The sequence below is a fragment of the Promicromonospora iranensis genome (genome assembly GCF_028994805.1).
Classification (GTDB): Bacteria; Actinomycetota; Actinomycetes; order Actinomycetales; family Cellulomonadaceae; genus Promicromonospora; species Promicromonospora iranensis.
In genome coordinates, this window is record NZ_JAJQQP010000001.1 from 99,030 (window position 1) to 114,845 (window position 15,816).

Here is a 15,816-nt window from a genome sequence, read left to right on the forward strand (position 1 = left end):
GGCGCAAATATCACGCACTCAACAGCGCCTAGGTGTCCAGGGCCGCCTCGCGGTAGAAGCCCTCGATGTGCTCGCGCGTGAGCCGCTCGGCCTCGGCGCCGTCGTGCCGCGCGACGGCGTCGACGATCGCGCGGTGCTCGGCGGTCAGGCGCGCCGCGGTCCTCGGCCACGCCTCGACCGCGTCGGCACCCGTCACCACGTAGGAGGCGACGGCGGCCCGCATACCGCTCAGGATCGCCTCCACGAGCTGGTTCCCGCCCAGCCGGACGAGCTCGATGTGAAAGTCCTGGTCGTGCTCCACGAAGGCGGTCACATCGAGGCCCGGCGCGGCCATCGCCTCGACGTGCTCCCGCACCCGAGCCAGTGCGGCCTCGTCGGCCACCCGGGCGGCGGCGTCGCGGACCGCCCCCGCCTCCAGCAGCACGCGCGTGCGGACGACGTCGGACACGGGCAGCGTGCCGGACGCCACGTGCAGCCGCACCGCCGCACCGAGTCCCGCCGCGGGCCGGTCGATCAGGGTGGCCCCCGCGCTCGGTCCCGAGCCGGCGGCGGTGCGCACGATGCCCATCGCCTCCAGGATGCGGATGGCCTCGCGCACCGACGGGCGGGACACACCCAGCTCCTCCGCGAGCGCCCGCTCCGCCGGGAGCCGCTCGCCGATGGACCACCTGCCCGCGCTCAGTCCTGCCTCGATCTGGGCCAGGACGCGCTCGTGGGTTCTCACCGGGCGAGTGTACTTCTGTGGTCTGTCCACAGTGGGCTATGGTGAGGTCAGACCTCGAAGGAGAGTGTGCCCATGCGCATAGCCCTGGCGGCCACCTGCATCGCTGACGCCATGTTCCCGCAGGCCCCGAGGGCCGTCGTGACGCTCCTGGAGCGGCTGGGCCACGAGGTGGTCTTCCCGGCCGGGCAGGCGTGCTGCGGCCAGATGCACGTCAACACCGGCTATCTCGCCGACGCCGTCCCGGTGGTCCAGAACCATGTGCGCACGTTCGCTCCGGTGACCGACGGCGAGTGGGACGCCGTCGTCGTGCCGTCCGGTTCCTGCACGGGGTCGATCCGGCACCAGCAGTCGATGGTCCTGGAGCGCGCCGGCCTCCACTCCGAGGCCCGCGCCGCGGCCGCCGTCGCCGAGCTCACCTACGAGCTGTCCGAGCTGCTGGTCGACGTGCTCGGCGTGACCGACGTCGGCGCGTGGTTCCCGCACCGCGTCACCTACCACCCCACCTGCCACTCCCTGCGGATGCTCGGTGTGGGCGACAAGCCCGAGCGGCTCCTGCGGGCCGTCGAAGGGCTGGAGCTCGCGCCGCTCGCGGAGGCCGAGGGCTGCTGCGGGTTCGGGGGGACGTTCTCGCTGAAGAACGCGGAGACGTCCGCGGCGATGCTCGACGACAAGGTGGCGACCGTCGTGGACACGGGAGCCGAGGTCCTCACCGCGGGCGACTGGTCGTGCCTGATGCACATCGGGGGCGGCCTCTCGCGCGGCGGCACCGGCGTGCGGCCCATGCACCTGGCGGAGATCCTCGCCTCCACGCGGGAGTCGCCGGTGGTGCCGGGCCGGCACGGGTCCGGCCGCTCGGGAGCCACGACGGAGGTGGCCCGATGAGCACGTTCCTCGGCATGCCCGCCGCGCGCGACCGACGCGGACCCGGCCCCGACGCCGCCCCGGGGACCCTGTCCGGCGTCGGGCGCCCGGAGGACCCGCTGCACTGGGGCGCCTCGTTCCCCGACGCGGCGAAGGCGGCGCTCGACAACGGCCAGCTGCGCCGCAACCTGGGCAAGGCGACGTCGACCATCCGGACCAAGCGGGCCCGCGTGGTCGGCGAGGTGCCCGACTGGGAGGCGCTGCGCGACGCCGGGTCCGCCGTGAAGACGGACGTCATGGCACGCCTGCCCGAGCTGCTCGAGGAGCTCGAGCGCAACGTCACCGCCCGGGGCGGGGTGGTGCACTGGGCGCGGGACGCCGCCGAGGCCAACCGGATCGTCGCCGACCTCGTGCGCGCCCGGGACACCGACGAGGTGGTCAAGGTCAAGTCCATGGCCACCCAGGAGATCGGGCTCAACGAGGCGCTCGCCGAGGAGGGCATCGCGGCGGTCGAGACGGACCTGGCGGAGCTCATCGTGCAGCTCGCGGACGACATGCCGTCGCACATCCTGGTGCCGGCCATCCACCGCAACCGCACCGAGATCCGCGACATCTTCCTGGAGCGGATGGCGGACGCCCCGCCGGACCTCACGGACGTGCCCCGCGAGCTCGCCATGGCGGCCCGCGCGCACCTGCGGCGCAAGTTCCTGTCGGCGAAGGTCGCGATCAGCGGCGCCAACTTCGCCGTCGCGGACACCGGGACGCTCGCCGTGGTGGAGTCGGAGGGCAACGGCCGGATGTGCCTCACCATGCCCGAGACCCTGATCACCGTCATGGGGATCGAGAAGCTGATCCCCACCTTCGACGACCTCGAGGTGTTCCTGCAGCTGCTGCCGCGCTCCTCGACGGGCGAGCGGATGAACCCGTACACGTCGATGTGGACGGGCGTGACGCCGGGCGACGGGCCGCAGGAGTTCCACCTGGTGCTGCTCGACAACGGCCGCACCAAGGTGCTCGCCGACGAGGCCGGGCGCGCGGCGCTGCACTGCATCCGCTGCTCGGCCTGCCTGAACGTCTGCCCCGTGTACGAGCGGGTGGGCGGCCACGCATACGGCTCGGTCTACCCCGGCCCGATCGGCGCGATCCTCACGCCGCAGCTCACGGGCGAGGAGTCGGACCTGCCGTACGCCTCGACGCTGTGCGGCGCGTGCTACGAGGTGTGCCCCGTCAAGATCGACATCCCGTCGATCCTCGTGGAGCTGCGCGCGCGCGAGGTGTCGATGACCGCGGGCTCCGCGGGAGACACCGCCGACCGGGTCTGGAGCGCGGCCATGAAGGCGGCGTCCTTCGCCATGGCCGACGGCGCACGGTTCCGCCGCGCCGCCCGGGTACCACGACTGCTGCGCGCCATCTCGCGCAACGGCGTCATCAGGAAGCTGCCGTTCCCCGGCTCGCTGTGGACCCGGTCCAGGGACCTGATGGAGCCGCCGAAGCAGACGTTCCGCGACTGGTGGGACGGACGAGAGGACCAGCGATGACCGACGCACGCACCGAGATCCTCTCGCGCATCCGCGGGGCGCTGGGCTCGGCCGACAGTTCGGCCGGGGCGGCGGGGACAACAGGCGCAGCGGGGACAGCCGGTGTGACGAGGGCCCCGTCGGTGGTGCCACGGGAGTACCGGTCCGCCGGTGAGCACGCCCCCGGCTCGGACGCCGTGCTGGAGGTGCTCATCGACCGGCTCGTGGACTACAAGGCCGAGGTGCACCGGACGACCCCGAAGGACCTCCCGCGCCTGCTGGCCAGGCTGATCCCGCAGCGGTCGGCAGAACGTCAGGTCGTCGGCAGCTCGGACTACCGATCACCTGACGTTCTGCCGACCACCCCGAGCACCCCGCGCGGCGCCGTCGTCGTGCCGCACGGGATCGACCAGGCCTGGGTTTCTGCCATGGGCGGGGTCGAGGTGCGGACCGACTCGCGCGAGGCCCCCCTCTCCGCCGCCGAGCTGGACGAGGTGGACGCCGTCGTGACCGCCGCGCGGGTGGCCGTCGCCGAGACCGGGACGATCGTGCTGGACGGCGAGGCCGACCAGGGCCGGCGCGCCGTGTCCCTGGTTCCCGACGTGCACGTGTGCGTGGTCCGTACCGACCAGGTGGTGCAGACCGTCCCGGAGGCGGTCCGCCTGCTCGGCGCCGACCCGGAGCGACCCCTGACCTGGATCAGCGGCCCGAGCGCCACGAGCGACATCGAGCTCGAACGCGTCGAGGGCGTCCATGGCCCGCGAACGCTGCACGTGGTGCTTCTGTCCTGACGGCCCTCGGTCGGCATTCCCTCCGGTCAGGGGTGCAGCCTGGCGCCCTTCACCACCTTGTCCACCACCCGCCGCTCACCCGCGACGGCGATCCCGACGAGGTCCAGCTTCTCCGTGGCGACGCTCGCGACGGCGGCCCGGTTGTCGACGTCGTTCCCGGTGGCGAACAGGTCGGCCGTGTAGACGCCGATGCGCAGGCCCCGGGTGGCGGCGCGCTCGCGGATCGTGGCGAGCCGGTCGCCGTCGGCCACCATGACCATCACCGGCGTACCGAGCATCGGGAGATACTCGTGGCCGTCGGCGTCGCGGTACGTGTCGCCGACGAGCTCCGGGTAGGCAGCGGTCACGGCGCTGGACAGGAAGGCCGTCACGTTGTTCTCCTGCCAGCCCAGCAGGTCGTCGCGCAGGACGATCACGATCTTGGCTTGTTCGAAAGTCATACCGCTCACACTGCGGCCGTGGACGGGCCGAGTTCTTGTACGTTCTTGACATGCCCTCGCCCGCTGCGAGCTCGGACGTCGTGCGCGCCTGGCGGCCCGGCGTGCCCGGTGTCGCCGAGGTGCTGCACGCCGCCTGGCACGAGCACGCCTACCCGGCCCACACCCACGACACGTGGACGGTGCTGGTCGTCGACCGCGGCCTGATCGGGTACGGCCTGGACGGCCAGGAGCACGCCGCGCAGCACTCCGGGGTGACCGTGCTGCCGCCGGGCGTGGTGCACGACGGCCGGTCGGTGACCGCCACCGGCTTCCGCAAGCGCGTCGTCTACCTGGAGCCCACGGTGCTCGACGACGGCCTGGTCGGCCGCGCCGTCGACGCTCCGCTCGTGCTCGACGACACGCTCCGCGCCCGCTTCGTCGGCCTCGACCGGGCGCTCACCGTCCGCGAGGACGTCGCGGCCGAGAGCCTGCTCGCCCTGGTCACCGAAGGCCTGGCCTGGCATCTCTCCGGCCGCCCGACGCCGCCGCGCGAACCCGCCACCGCCACCACCGCGCGGCGCGCCCGCGACCTGCTCGACGCCGACCCGGCCCGGCCGGTCCGCCTGGCCGAGGTCGCCGCCGAGCTCGGCGTCACGGTGCCGCACCTGGTACGCGCGTTCACCCGCGAGCTCGGCCTCCCGCCCCACCGGTACCTGGTGGGGCGCCGGCTGGACATGGCGCGGCGCCGGCTCCTGGCGGGCGAGCCCGCGGCCGACGTCGCCGTCGCGACCGGGTTCCACGACCAGGCGCACCTGACCCGGCACTTCCGCCGCCTCCTGCGCACCACCCCGGCCCGCTACGCGCGCGGCGCGCGCCCGGCCTGAGACCGGCCCGCCGCCCGCCGCCGTCGCCGTCGCCGTCGCACCCTCTCCTTCGAGGTCTAAGTTTCTCCGCTCTGAACCGATTCAGAAGCGAGAAACTTTGGCCTCGAAAGGGAGATCTCACACGCTCTCGGGCCGCCGACCGGGCGCGTGACGTCGTCGGCTCCGGGAGAATGGCCTCTCGTGACCGACCCAGCGCCCGAGCCCACCCTCTTCGACCTCCCGCCGGGGGCCCGGCGCCCCCGGGCGCGGGTCGTGCTGCTGACCGGTCCGTCGGGCTCCGGCAAGACGTCCCTCACGCGCAGGCTCGGCCTGCCCGTCGTCCAGCTCGACGACTTCTACCTGGACATCGACCATCCGGGCCTGCCGCAGCGGTACGGCAGCGTGGACTGGGACAGCCCGCAGACCTGGGACGGCCAGGGCGCGCTCGCCGCGCTGCAGGAGCTGACGACGGAGGGCCGTGCCGACGTCCCCGTCTACGACATCCCGACCTCTCGCCGGACGGGGATGCGGCGGCTCGACATCGGCGACTCGCCCCTCGTCCTGGCCGAGGGCATCTTCGCGGCGCACCTGGTCGACGACTGCCGGGCCGAGGGCCTGCTCGCGGACGCCATCTGCCTCTCCCGCCCGCGGCTGGTCACCTTCTGGTTCCGGTTCCTCCGGGACGTCGCCGAGGCGCGCAAGCCGATCGGCACACTGCTGCGCCGGGGGACCTCGCTCCTGCGCGCCGAGCCTGCGATGATCGAGCGATGGGTTGCGCTGGGCTGCCGCGAGGCCACACCCACCCAGGCGGAGAAGGACATCCGCGGCCTCCTTGTTCAGAAGTCCTCGAACACGTAATCCACGCGTAACCGAATTGCCACGTACCCCACATGCGCGGGGCTCACCCTGGGCACAGGAGGTGGTGTCTGTGATCCAGCGCAACGGCTTGCGTGTGCTCTCGCTGTACGAGGGCTTCTTCAGCGGCGGGGCTCGTGTCCTGCACTCGACGGTGGTCGCCGGTCTGCATCAAGGCGGTCGTCAGCAGCATTCCGTGCTGAGCCTGCACCACGAGGTCCGGCGTGAGGCCACCCTCCAGCGGATGGAGGACGACCCCCGGTACCGCGCCCTGCGCGCCGCGGGCGTCCGCATCGGCTCCCTCGGACGGAGCACCGAAGGGGAGCACGACTCGCACGTCTTCAGCGAGTCGGAGCTCGCGGCCGCCGTCCGACAGGCCGAGAGCTCCCACGTGGTGCTGTCGCTCAAGGAACAGCCGCTCCGGCTCGTGAACCAGGACGCCTTCCCCAGCCGCCCGGTCATCGCCTGCCTGCACCGCTCCGATCCCGAGCACCAGGGCGACGCTCTCGGCGACCTGCTGACCGCGGCCTCTCGCGGCCGGCTCGCCGCCGTCGTCTGCTGCGCGGAGTCGACGCGGGACGCATACCGCGAGGCCGGCGTGCCCGCGGACCTGCTCCGCGTGGTCCCGAACGGCATCAATCTCGCCCGGTTCCGCCCGGTCCAGGGCGCGCGCCGGCTCGCCCTGCGTGGCGCGGCCGGCGTACCCGGTGACGCAACGGTCGTCGTCTACGCCGCGCGGTACGACGAGATGAAGAACCCCGAGCTCTTCCTCCGCTCGGCCCGCACGTTCCTCGAGCTGGAGCCCGACGGCCACGTCCTGATGTGCGGCGCCGGCATGACGGCGGCCAACCCCAGCCTGCAGGACGACCTCGCCCGCATCTTCGGCGACCGGCCGGACCTGCTGGAGCACCTCGACCTGCTGGGCGTGCGCCACGACATGGAGCTGATCTACGCGACGGCCGACGTCGTGGCCCTCACCTCGACGTTCGGCGAGGCCGCGCCGCTGTGCCTCATCGAGGGCTCGATGTGCGGGGCCGTGCCGGTCACCACCCCCGTGGGGGACGCGCCGTCGATCGTGGACCGCATCGGGTTCGTGACGTCGTTCGAGCCTGCCGAGATCGCGGCCACCTGGATCGAGGCGGCGGCCCGGCGTGGGGAGCTGGAGTCGGCGCGGACCGCCGTCCGGCCCCGGTTCAGCCACGTCCGGATGATCGCCGGCTACTCGACGATCATCGAGCGCACCCACCGCGACGCGGGCCTCCGGCCGGCGCGCGTGTAGCGCGGGCCTGGTGGTCGGCAGAACGTCAGGTGGTCGGCAATCCGGTTTGCCGACCACCTGACGTTCTGCCGATCACCTCGCATCGGTCCGCGCCTGCCCCGCGGACACGGCAGGATGACCTCATGTCCGACGGCCCCGTCACCCTCAGCCAGGTCGCCCGCGAAGCCGGCGTCTCGCTCGCGACGGCCTCGCGCGCGATCAACGGGAGCGCCACCCGCAGTGTCCGCGAGGACCTGCGCGAGCGCGTCCTGGAGACCGCGCGGCGCCTCGACTACTCGCCCGACCCCAGCGCCCAGGCCATGGCCCGCGGCCGCACCACGGCCCTGGGGCTCGTGGTGCACGACATCGCGGACCCGTACTTCTCCACCATCGCCGCCGGTGTCGCACGCGCCGCCGAGCACGAGGGCCTCATCGTCACGCTCGCCTCCACGGAGCACAGCCCCGAACGAGAGCTCGCCTTCGTCGAGCTGGCCCGGCGGCAGCGGTCGCGCGCGATCATCCTCGCGGGCGGTCGCCTCGCGCCGACCTCGGACGCGCTCGAGGCGGCCCTGAAAGCGTTCCGCGACGCCGGGGGCGGGGTGGCGCTGATCGGCCAGCCGGTCGACGACCTTCCCGTCGTCAAGGTCGCGAACGCCGACGGCGCCGCCGACCTCGCCCGCGCCCTGCACGGCCTGGGCTATCGCCGGTTCGCCGTCCTCGCCGGCCCGACGGGCCACCGCACGGCGGCCGACCGCACCGACGGTTTCACCGGGGCGTTGGCCGAGCTCGACAGCGCTCCCCCGCCTGACGACATCCTGACCTGCGCCTTCACCCGCGACGGCGGATACTCCGCGATGACCGCGCTGATCGGGCGGTCGGGCACGAGTGCGCCGTCGGGCCGCGCAGGACACCTGCCCGAGCTCGTGTTCGCCGTCAACGACGTCATGGCGGTCGGCGCCATGGCCGCCGTCCGGGACGCGGGCCTGAGCGTGCCCGACGACGTCGCGGTGGCCGGGTTCGACGACATCCACACCCTGCGCGACGTCACGCCGGGCCTCACGACCGTACGGATCCCGCTCGCGGAGGTCGGGGCCCTGGCCACCGCCCTGGCGCTCGGGCGCTCGGGCCAGGCGGACGCGCGGGTACGCGGCGAGGTGGTGCTCCGGGAGTCGACGCCGGAGCGCACCCGCTAGGACGATCCGGCGGCCCGTGTGTACTGCCCGCCGACCGTGCGCTACGCTGCTCGGGAAAGCGCATTCCCAAGCCACGACGATGGAGTCCCGCCCGTGACCACACTTCGCATCGCCATGAACGGCGTCACCGGCCGCATGGGTTACCGTCAGCACCTCGTGCGCTCGATCCTGCCGATCCGCGACCAGGGTGGCGTCACGCTCCCCGACGGTTCCCGGGTCCAGGTCGAGCCCGTGCTGGTGGGCCGCAACGCGGACAAGCTCAAGGAGCTCGCCACGCTGCACGACGTCGAGCACTGGACCACCGACCTCGACACGGCGATCACGGACGCGGACATCGTGTTCGACGCCGCCATGACGAACCTGCGCCCGGCGACGCTCGCCACGGCGATGAAGCGGGGCAAGCACGTCTACACCGAGAAGCCGACGGCGGAGACCCTCGCCGAGGCCATCGAGCTCGCGCGTCTCCAGGCCGAGACGGGCGTGACCGTCGGCGTCGTGCACGACAAGCTGTACCTGCCGGGCCTCGTGAAGCTGCGCCGCCTCGTGGACGAGGGCTTCTTCGGCCGCATCCTCTCGCTGCGCGGCGAGTTCGGCTACTGGGTGTTCGAGGGTGACTCGCAGGCCGCCCAGCGGCCCTCCTGGAACTACCGCAAGGAGGACGGCGGTGGCATGACCACCGACATGTTCTGCCACTGGAACTACGTGCTCGAGGGCATCCTCGGGCAGGTCAGGACGGTCACGGCCAAGACGGTCACGCACATCCCGACCCGCTGGGACGAGTCCGGCAAGGAGTACGCCGCGACCGCCGACGACGCCGCGTACGGCATCTTCGACGTCACCACCCCGGGCGGGGACGACGTCGTCGCGCAGATCAACTCGTCCTGGGCCGTGCGCGTGTTCCGTGACGAGCTCGTCGAGTTCCAGGTGGACGGCACGCACGGCTCCGCCGTCGCCGGCCTGCGCGAGTGCCGTGCCCAGCACCGCTCGCACACCCCCAAGCCCGTCTGGAACCCGGACCTGCCGGTCACCGAGCCGTTCCGCGACCAGTGGCTCGACGTCCCCGCGAACGCCGACCTCGACAACGGGTTCAAGCTGCAGTGGGAGGAGTTCCTGCGCGACGTCGTCGCCGGGCGCCCGCACCGTTACGACCTGCTGTCGGCAGCGCGCGGTGTGCAGCTCGCCGAGCTGGGCCTGCAATCCTCCGCGGAGGGCCGCCGCCTCGACATCCCGGAGATCACGCTGTGAGCGCGGCAGTAGTCCTCCCCCGGTTCGACGCCGAGGGCCGCGTCACGGGCTCGGAGGCGATCGACCTGAACGCCCCCGGCCCCTGGACGACGCCGTCACGCCCCATCGAGTCCCGCGTCGCCTTCGCGGCGGCCCACGTGGTGCCGCAGGTCGGGGCGGAGAACGTCCCGGGTGCGCCCGCCGTCGTCGACTGGGACTCGACGCTCGCCTACCGGCACCGGATCTGGGAGCACGGGCTCGGCGTCGCCGACGCCATGGACACCGCGCAGCGCGGCATGGGGCTGGACTGGGCAGCGACCCAGGAGCTCGTGCGGCGGTCGGCGGCCGAGGCCGCCTCCGTGGGCGCCCGCGTCGCCTGCGGGGCGGGCACCGACCAGCTCTCCCCCGACGTGGTGGCCGCGCTGGAGCCGGGCGACGCCGGGCTGGCCGTGGTGGCGGACGCCTACCGCGAGCAGGTGCACCTGGTGCAGGACGCCGGGGCGCAGGTCATCGTCATGGCCTCTCGCGCGCTGGCGAAGGTCGCCCGCGGCCCCGAGGACTACGCCCGTGTGTACGACGCCGTCCTCGCCGACGCCGAGCAGCCGGTGATCCTGCACTGGCTCGGCACCATGTTCGACCCGGCGCTGGCCGGCTACTGGGGTTCGGACTCCGTGGACGACGCCACCGCGACGTTCCTCGACCTGATCCGCGCCCACCAGCCCCGCGTCGACGGCGTCAAGGTGTCCCTGCTCGACGCCGCCCACGAGGTGGGCCTGCGCCGGTCGCTGGCCTCGCTGCCGCCGTCGGACGCGGGGACGAGGCCCCGGCTCTACACCGGTGACGACTTCAACTACCCCGAGCTCATCGCGGGTGACGAGCAGGGCCACTCGGACGCGCTGCTCGGCATCTTCGCCGCGATCTACCCGGCCGCCTCCACCGCGCTCCAGGCGTTCGACGCCGGCGACGCCGAGGGCGGGCACAAGATCCTCGCGTCGACCGAGGCGCTGGGCCGGCACATCTTCGCCGCGCCCACGTACTACTACAAGACCGGTATCGCGTTCCTGTCCTGGCTCAACGGCTTCCAGCCCGGGTTCTCCCTGGTGGGCGGCCTCCACTCCGGGCGGTCGCTGCGGCACCTGGTCGAGCTCGCCCGCCTGGCCGACAGCTGCGGCATGCTGCTCGACCCGCCTCTTGCCGCCGCGCGGCTCCGGGCGTTCCTGACGACGAACGGGGTGACCGCATGAGTCGCGCCTCGCTGAACACCGCCACCGTCAAGCACGCCTCGCTCGCCGAGGCGTGCGAGGCGGCGGCCACCGCGGGCTTCGGCGCCGTGGGTCCGTGGCGCAACCTGGTGCAGGACGTCGGGGCGCAGCAGGCTGCTCGCATCATCGCCGACGCCGGGCTGCGGGCCTCGTCCCTGTGCCGCGGCGGGTTCCTGACCGCGGCGGACGACGCCGGCGTCCGCGCCGCGCTCGACGACAACAAGCTGGCCATCGAGGAGGCCGCGACGATCGGCACCACGGAGCTGGTGTTCGTCGTCGGCGGGCTGGTGGGGTCGACGCCGGGCGGTGCTCCGGCGTCGGACGTGGACCGGGACCTCGTCGCCACGCGCGGCCGGGTCGCCGACCGGATCGCCGACCTCGTGCCGTTCGCCGCCGAGCACGGGGTGCGGATCGTGCTCGAACCGCTGCACCCGATCTTCGCCGCCGACCGGGCCGTGATCTCGACGCTCGCGCAGGCGCTGGACCTGGCGGCGCCGTTCGCGGCGGCCGAGGTGGGCGTCGTCGTCGACACCTACCACGTGTGGTGGGACCCGGCCCTGCGCAAGTCCATCGCGCGCGCCGGTCGGGAGGACCGCATCGCCTCGTACCAGGTGTGCGACTGGGTGCTGCCGCTCGCGGCGGAGCCGCTGAACTCGCGCGGGCACGTGGGCGACGGGTACATCGACTTCGCGACGGTCACGGGCTGGGTGCGCGACGCCGGCTACGTCGGCGACATCGAGACCGAGATCTTCAACGAGGAGATCTGGGCCCGCCCGACGTGGAAGACGGCGGCGACGGTCCTGACCCGCTACGAGAAGCACGTGGCCCCGCACCTGTAGCCGAGCCGACGCCTTCGAGGTCTAAGTTTCTCCGCTCTGAAGCGTTTCAGAGCGGAGAAACTTAGACCACGAAAGGGATGGGCGGACCGTTCGCTACGGCACCGGGCGGAGGGTGTAGCGGCAGATTCCCCATACCGCGTAGAGCAGCGGCGCCGCGGCGAAGCCGACGCCCACCACCGGGCGCGCCGCCATCACCGACGCCAGCAGCGCCAGCACGAGCAGCGCCGCGGCGGCGAGGTACCAGCGCCGTGCGCCGAGCACGAGCGCCCCGAGAAGCACGTCGCGCAGGCGAGCACCGGGCAGGTCGGGCACGGCGGCCAGGGCGAGCACCGCCGTCAGCACGGCCCCGACCGCGAGCGTCACCAGCACGGGGATCACCACCGCGCCGACGGTACGGCCCCAGAAGAACGCCACGTCCACGGCGGCCACCACGACGGCGGCCGTGGCCAGCGCCCCGATGGCGAGGCCACGGCGCAGGTGCCGGCGCCAGGCGCGCACGAAGGTGCGGACGACCGCCGTCGAACCGTCGGAGCTGAAGGCGGCGAACACCGCGAAGGCGGCGGCCAGGGCCGGCCCGAGCAGCGGTGCCGCCAGCGCGAGGTACGGCCACGTCACCCCGGGGTCCGTCGCCGCGACCAGCACCACGAGGGGCAGGCACGCTACCGCCAGGAGCAGGTTCGTCATCAGCCCCGTGTAGACGGTGCCGAAGACCATCTCGTAGGTGTCCGGCCCGATCAGGGGCCGGCGGCGCGACGCTGTTCCCGCGGTGCCCGCGGCACTCATCCCTTCACACCCGTCGTCGCGATGCCCTGGACGAAGTAGCGCTGGCCGAGCAGGAAGATGAGCGCGATCGGCAGGACCGACAGCACCGAGCCCGTCATGATCAGTGCGTGCTCGGCGTTGTACTCGCCGATGAACGACTGCAGGCCGAGCTGGATGGTCCACAGCGGGCGCTCACGCAGGTAGATGAGCGGACCGAGGTAGTCGTTCCAGGTCTGGACGAACGTGATGATCGTCAGCGACGCCAGGGCGGGCACGGACAGCGGGATGATGATCCGCCACCAGATCCCGTACTCGGAGAGGCCGTCGATCCGCGCCGCCTCCGACAGGGAGTCGGGGATGGACTCGTAGTACTGCTTCATGAGGAACACGCCGAAGGCGCCGAACGCCTGCAGCAGCATGATGGCCCACAGGGTGTTGTTGAGCCCCCAGCTCGAGAGCATCTGGAACTGCGGGATCATGTAGGACTGCCAGGGCACCGCGATGGTCCCGATGTACAGCAGGAACAGCACGTCCCGCCCGGGGAAGCGCATCTTGGCGAAGCCGTAGGCGGCGAAGCTGCCGGTCAGCACCTGCAGGAAGGTCACGGCGACGGACACGACGAGGGTGTTGCGCACCCACGTGACCATGTCGGCCTTGACCCAGATGTCGACGTAGTTGCGCCACTGGACCGGGTCGGGAATCCACTGCACCGGTGCCGTGAACACCTGGTTGTTGAGCTTCAGCGACGAGATCACCATCCAGGCGAACGGCAGCATGATCCCCGCCGCCGCGACGATCATCGTGACGTAGAGCAGGACGCGGCCGAACCGCCGGAACGGGGACGTGCGGGCGGTCATCAGGCATCCCTCCGCTTGTTGTAGAGGAACTGCACCACGGTCACGAGGATGCAGATGAGGAACAGGACGACGGCGACGGCCGAGGCGTACCCGAACTGGAACTGCTCGAAGCCCTTCTGGAAGATGTACTGGCTGAGCACCAGGGTCGCCTGCCCCGGTCCGCCGTCGGTCATGACGAGGATCAGGTCGAACACCTTCAGGCTCTGGATGGTGACCATGACGGTCACGAAGAACATCGTGGGCCGCAGGCAGGGCAGCGTGACGTTCCAGAACCGCTGCCAGGCGCCCGCGCCGTCGATCCGCGCGGCCTCGTGCAGCTCGGTCGGCACGGTCTGCAGGCCCGCCAGGAACAGGAGCATGTAGTAGCCCATGTCCTTCCAGGTGCCCACGATGATCACCGCGGGCATCGCCCAGTCCTTGGAGACCGTCCAGCCGGGCAGGTCTCCCCCGACGAACATGCCGAGGAACTGGTTGATCGGCCCGAACTCGGGGCTGAACAGCATGTTCCACACCACGGCGACCGCGACGATCGACGTGATGTACGGGAAGAAGGCCACCGTGCGGAAGAACGCGGCGCCACGCAGCTTCTGGTTGAGCAGCAGCGCGAGCGCGAGCGACACGATGATGGTGATCGGTATGTGCAGCGCCGCGTAGTAGAGCGTGTTGCCGAGCGCGATGTGGAAGCTCTTGTCGCCGAACAGCCGCGCGAAGTTGTCGAGGCCGACCCAGTCGGCGGTCCCGAAGATGTTCCAGTCCGTCAGGGACATGTAGAAGAGCGTGATCACCGGTGTCAGGGTGAGCACCGCGAAGCCGAGGAAGTTCGGCAGGATGAACGTCCAGCCGATCAGCGCGTTGCGCACCTTGAGCGAGGTGCGCGGCTTCCTGAGCGGCGGGGGAGGCTCCGGCTGCGAGAACCCGAGGGTCCGCTGGTTGCCGACGACCGGTGTCGTCATGGGGGATATCTCCTCTGGAGTGCTGATGTTTCGGGGCCCCGCACGGGGCCAGCTCTTGGTTGTGGGCGCGACCGTTGCGACGATGCGTCCGTCTGAGGCGCAACGATCACGCCCACAACCAAGCAAGGCGGTTAGCCGACCTCGTTGGCGACGCGCTCCTCGGCCTCGGTGATCGCTTCGTCCACCGGGGTGGACTCCGACATCACCGCCGAGTGCATCTCACCGAGGATGGTCTGGATGGCCGCCGTGTTCTGGCCCACCGGGTTCTCCGGCAGCGTCTCGTGCGTGGTGTAGGAGAACCGGGACAGCTCGTCCTGGGGCACACCCTCCAGCGAGAAGATCGCGTCCGCGACCGTGTCGTCGATCAGGGCCGGCGTGATGCCGATCCCGGCGAGCGCCGCGGCACCCTCGGGGCCGGCGGCGAACCGCAGGAAGTCCTTCGCCGTCTCGACCTTGGACTCGTCGATCCCGGCGTTGATACCCATCGTGGTCGGGTCACCAAAGGTGACCGGCGTGTTCTCGGTGCCGGTCGTCGACTCGTCGAGCTGCGGGATCGGCGCGATGCCCCACTCGAACGTCTCCGCCGCACCCGACTCCTGCTCGGCCACCAGCGTGCCGATGTACCACGAGCCCATCGGCATCATCGCTGCCTTCTGGGTGCCGAACTGCGCCTGGTAGGTCAGCTCGTTCGTGGTGACCGTCGCGTAGGACGGCTGTGCTCCGCCGTCCTGGAGCGCGAGCTCACGCTCGTAGTACGGCGCGAGGAAGGAGAAGTCGCCGCCGTCCAGCGCCGCGCCCTCGGTCTGCGCGAGCGCGAAGCCCTGCACGGTGGACTGCCAGCTGTGCAGGTAGGTGCCCGTGACCGACTTCTCGTCGATGCCCTCGGTCAGCTCCTCCGCAGCGGCGGCGTAGTCGTCCCAGGTCCACGAGCCGTCCGGCAGGTCGACGCCGGCCTTCTCGAACAGCTCCTTGTTGTAGTAGAGCAGCCACGAGTCCTGGCGGTAGGGCACCGCGTAGGTGACGCCGTCGACCGCCATCGGCTCCAGGCCGCCCGTCTCCGGGTCGAGCTCGGCCGCCACGTCCGAGATGTCGAGCAGCGTGCCGCCATCGGTGAACGTGACGTAGTTCTTCAGGTTCTTCACGATGAAGACGTCCGGGGCCGCGCCCGCGGACAGGTCGGCGGTGAGGGCCGTGTCGTAGTCGTCGCCCGCGGGGTACTCCTTGAGCTCCACGGTGACGTCGGGGTTCGCCTCCTCGTACGCGTCGGCGAGCGTCTCGAACTCCGGCGTGGACGCGAAGTCCCAGCCGGCCAGGCTGATGGTGACGGGGCCTTCGGGGGCCTCCGGCTCGGACTCTCCGCCGCACCCCGTCAGGGCCAGCGACGCGGCGGCGGCAACGCCGAACGCGCTCATGATCTTGCGGTTCATGCCTACTCTCC

16 protein-coding genes are annotated in these 15,816 nt (G+C 71.8%); 10 read left to right on the top strand and 6 right to left on the bottom strand.

The window, feature by feature from the left end:
* Positions 1-28: 28 nt before the first annotated feature.
* Positions 29-724, bottom strand: coding sequence for a FadR/GntR family transcriptional regulator (locus LUM46_RS00425; RefSeq protein WP_274991576.1), 696 nt, complete (start codon positions 722-724; stop codon positions 29-31).
* Between the two features lie 72 nt (positions 725-796).
* On the opposite strand from LUM46_RS00425, the gene LUM46_RS00430 reads away from it, so the two are divergent.
* The 3 genes from LUM46_RS00430 to LUM46_RS00440 are packed head-to-tail and all read left to right on the top strand — an operon-like array spanning position 797 to position 3,893.
* Positions 797-1,606: a (Fe-S)-binding protein gene (locus LUM46_RS00430; RefSeq protein WP_274991577.1), complete on the top strand. Its 810-nt coding sequence runs from the start codon at positions 797-799 to the stop codon at positions 1,604-1,606.
* Positions 1,603-3,123: a LutB/LldF family L-lactate oxidation iron-sulfur protein gene (locus tag LUM46_RS00435; RefSeq protein WP_274991578.1), complete on the top strand. Its 1,521-nt coding sequence runs from the start codon at positions 1,603-1,605 to the stop codon at positions 3,121-3,123. The genes LUM46_RS00430 and LUM46_RS00435 overlap by 4 nt, the downstream gene beginning before the upstream one ends.
* A complete protein-coding gene (locus LUM46_RS00440; RefSeq protein WP_274991579.1) occupies positions 3,120-3,893 on the top strand; it encodes a LutC/YkgG family protein in 774 nt (257 codons plus the stop codon). Before LUM46_RS00435 ends, LUM46_RS00440 begins: the two co-directional genes overlap by 4 nt.
* A gap of 26 nt (positions 3,894-3,919) precedes the next feature.
* On the opposite strand, the gene LUM46_RS00445 is transcribed toward LUM46_RS00440, so the two are convergent.
* Positions 3,920-4,333 carry a DUF2000 domain-containing protein gene (locus LUM46_RS00445; protein WP_274991581.1) on the bottom strand — a complete coding sequence of 138 codons (414 nt, stop codon included), beginning with the start codon at positions 4,331-4,333 and terminating at the stop codon, positions 3,920-3,922.
* Between the two features lie 50 nt (positions 4,334-4,383).
* Here LUM46_RS00445 and LUM46_RS00450 point away from each other — a divergent pair, with 50 nt between their 5' ends.
* The 7 genes from LUM46_RS00450 to LUM46_RS00480 all read left to right on the top strand — a co-directional run bounded on the left by LUM46_RS00450 (position 4,384) and on the right by LUM46_RS00480 (position 11,806).
* Positions 4,384-5,196 (top strand): AraC family transcriptional regulator, encoded by an 813-nt coding sequence (locus tag LUM46_RS00450; RefSeq protein WP_274991582.1) that lies wholly within the window; start codon positions 4,384-4,386, stop codon positions 5,194-5,196.
* A gap of 180 nt (positions 5,197-5,376) precedes the next feature.
* On the top strand, positions 5,377-6,033 hold the full coding sequence (locus tag LUM46_RS00455; RefSeq protein ID WP_274991584.1) for a uridine kinase family protein: 657 nt from the start codon (positions 5,377-5,379) through the stop codon (positions 6,031-6,033).
* A gap of 70 nt (positions 6,034-6,103) precedes the next feature.
* The gene (locus LUM46_RS00460; protein WP_274991585.1) at positions 6,104-7,309 is read left to right on the top strand and encodes a glycosyltransferase; all 1,206 of its coding nucleotides are present in this window, start codon (positions 6,104-6,106) and stop codon (positions 7,307-7,309) included.
* Between the two features lie 122 nt (positions 7,310-7,431).
* Positions 7,432-8,481: a LacI family DNA-binding transcriptional regulator gene (locus LUM46_RS00465; protein WP_274991586.1), complete on the top strand. Its 1,050-nt coding sequence runs from the start codon at positions 7,432-7,434 to the stop codon at positions 8,479-8,481.
* Positions 8,482-8,595: 114 nt separating this feature from the next.
* Entirely contained in the window at positions 8,596-9,726 is a 1,131-nt protein-coding gene (locus LUM46_RS00470) for a Gfo/Idh/MocA family protein (RefSeq protein ID WP_274992050.1), read from the top strand.
* Complete coding sequence (locus LUM46_RS00475) at positions 9,723-10,949, top strand: dihydrodipicolinate synthase family protein (RefSeq protein ID WP_374726947.1); 1,227 nt, start codon at positions 9,723-9,725, stop codon at positions 10,947-10,949. The genes LUM46_RS00470 and LUM46_RS00475 overlap by 4 nt, the downstream gene beginning before the upstream one ends.
* Complete coding sequence (locus tag LUM46_RS00480) at positions 10,946-11,806, top strand: sugar phosphate isomerase/epimerase family protein (protein WP_274991587.1); 861 nt, start codon at positions 10,946-10,948, stop codon at positions 11,804-11,806. The genes LUM46_RS00475 and LUM46_RS00480 overlap by 4 nt, the downstream gene beginning before the upstream one ends.
* A gap of 93 nt (positions 11,807-11,899) precedes the next feature.
* Here LUM46_RS00480 and LUM46_RS00485 read toward each other — a convergent pair whose 3' ends face one another.
* The 4 genes from LUM46_RS00485 to LUM46_RS00500 all read right to left on the bottom strand — a co-directional run bounded on the left by LUM46_RS00485 (position 11,900) and on the right by LUM46_RS00500 (position 15,805).
* On the bottom strand, positions 11,900-12,589 hold the full coding sequence (locus LUM46_RS00485; RefSeq protein WP_274991588.1) for a DUF624 domain-containing protein: 690 nt from the start codon (positions 12,587-12,589) through the stop codon (positions 11,900-11,902).
* Positions 12,586-13,425, bottom strand: a complete 840-nt coding sequence (locus LUM46_RS00490) for a carbohydrate ABC transporter permease (protein WP_274991589.1) — start codon at positions 13,423-13,425, stop codon at positions 12,586-12,588. Before LUM46_RS00490 ends, LUM46_RS00485 begins: the two co-directional genes overlap by 4 nt.
* Positions 13,425-14,378 carry a carbohydrate ABC transporter permease gene (locus tag LUM46_RS00495; protein WP_274991590.1) on the bottom strand — a complete coding sequence of 318 codons (954 nt, stop codon included), beginning with the start codon at positions 14,376-14,378 and terminating at the stop codon, positions 13,425-13,427. The genes LUM46_RS00490 and LUM46_RS00495 overlap by 1 nt, the downstream gene beginning before the upstream one ends.
* 131 nt (positions 14,379-14,509) lie before the next feature.
* Positions 14,510-15,805, bottom strand: coding sequence for an ABC transporter substrate-binding protein (locus LUM46_RS00500; protein WP_274991591.1), 1,296 nt, complete (start codon positions 15,803-15,805; stop codon positions 14,510-14,512).
* Between the last annotated feature and the right edge of the window lie 11 nt (positions 15,806-15,816).